The 1,517-nt window shown below is 70.4% G+C and carries 2 protein-coding genes; both read left to right on the top strand.

Translation table 11 applies throughout. The features are described 5' to 3' along the window. The first annotated feature begins 175 nt into the window (after nt 1–175). Nucleotides 176–1,138, top strand: a complete 963-nt coding sequence (gene lipA / locus V7Z97_RS20425; RefSeq protein ID WP_334165466.1) for a lipoyl synthase — start codon at nt 176–178, stop codon at nt 1,136–1,138. Between the two features lie 5 nt (nt 1,139–1,143). Then, nucleotides 1,144–1,517 (top strand): type II toxin-antitoxin system RatA family toxin (locus tag V7Z97_RS20430; RefSeq protein ID WP_334165467.1); only part of this gene is annotated, 374 nt, incomplete at its 3' end.

The following is a 1,517-nucleotide window of genomic DNA, read 5'->3' on the forward strand; positions in this document are numbered from 1 at the left end:
GGTCTGGGCGGCGGCGGGGAGGGCGGCGAGCGACAGGATGGCGGCGAGGACGAGGCGCATGGGGAACTCCGTTCGGGACCCGCAGCGTGGCGGCTAGCCGCCGCGACGGCAATACGGGCCTCCCGAGACATGATCGCAGCTTGATCCGACGGGCCTAACGGCCGATCTAGGGCCCATGGCCGTGGTCATCGACACCCTGGGCGACAAGCGCCCGCGTCACCCCGAGAAGCAGAACCGCCCGGACACGCCGATCCTGCGAAAGCCGGAGTGGCTGCGCGTGCGCGCGCCGGGCTCGTCCGAGTACAACGCCACCCGCGACATCGTGAAGGGCCACGGGCTCTCCACCGTCTGCGAGGAGGCCGCCTGCCCGAACATCGGCGAGTGCTGGTCGAAGAACCACGCCACCATGATGATCATGGGCGAGATCTGCACGCGGGCCTGCGCCTTCTGCAACGTCGCCACCGGCAGGCCGAACCCGCTGGACCCGACCGAGCCGGCGCGCGTCGGCGACGCCGTGGCCAAGATGGGGCTGGCGCACGTGGTCATCACCTCGGTGGACCGCGATGACCTGGCCGACGGCGGGGCGGCCCACTTCGCCGCCGTGGTGCGGGCGATCCGCGCGGCCTCGCCCACGACGACCATCGAGATCCTGACGCCGGACTTCCTGAGGAAGCCCACGAGCGCGGCGGAGCTGGTGATCGACGCCAGGCCCGACGTCTTCAACCACAACCTGGAGACCGTGCCGCGGCTCTATCTCTCGATCCGGCCGGGCGCGCGCTACTACCATTCGCTGCGCCTGCTGGAGCGGGTGAAGGAGCGGGACCCGACCCAGTTCACCAAGTCGGGCGTTATGGTGGGCCTGGGGGAGACGAAGGAGGAGGTCATGCAGGTCATGGACGACATGCGCTCGGCCGGCGTCGACTTCATCACCATCGGCCAGTACCTGCAGCCGACGCGCAAGCACGCGGCCATCGACCGCTTCGTGCATCCGGACGAGTTCCGGGCGCTGGAGGAGATCGCCCGGGCCAAGGGGTTCCTGATGGTCTCGTCGAGCCCGCTGACGCGCTCGTCCCACCACGCCGGCGAGGACTTCGCCCGCCTGCAGGCGGCGAGGCGCGCCCGGGAAGCGGCGGCCTGAGCGCCTTGCGGCACCACGTCTCCAAGCTCCTGCCCTACACGCCGGACCAGCTGTTCGCCCTGGTCGGCGACGTCGACCGCTATCCGGACTTCGTGCCGTGGATCACCGCCATGCGGACCTGGAACGCCCGCAGCCTGGGCGGGGCCGTGGAGGCGGTGGACGCCGAGGCGAAGGTGGGCTTCTCCTTCCTGAAGGAGCGCTTCGCCACCCGCGTGCGCCGCGACGCCGCCAACCGCCAGATCGACGTCACCCTGATCTCGGGGCCGTTCAAGAGGCTGGAGAACCGCTGGCGCTTCCTCGACGCGGGCCACGGCTGCACGCGCGTGGAGTTCGACATCGACTTCCAGTTCAAGTCGCGGCTGCTGGAGACCCTGCTGAC

Source organism: Phenylobacterium sp. (assembly GCF_036821595.1).
Lineage (GTDB): Bacteria > Pseudomonadota > Alphaproteobacteria > Caulobacterales > Caulobacteraceae > Phenylobacterium.

Coding starts and splice junctions, on each gene's coding strand:
- lipA (WP_334165466.1), top strand. CDS start 176: ATGGCCGTGGTCATCGACACCCTGGGCGACAAGCGCCCGCGTCACCCC.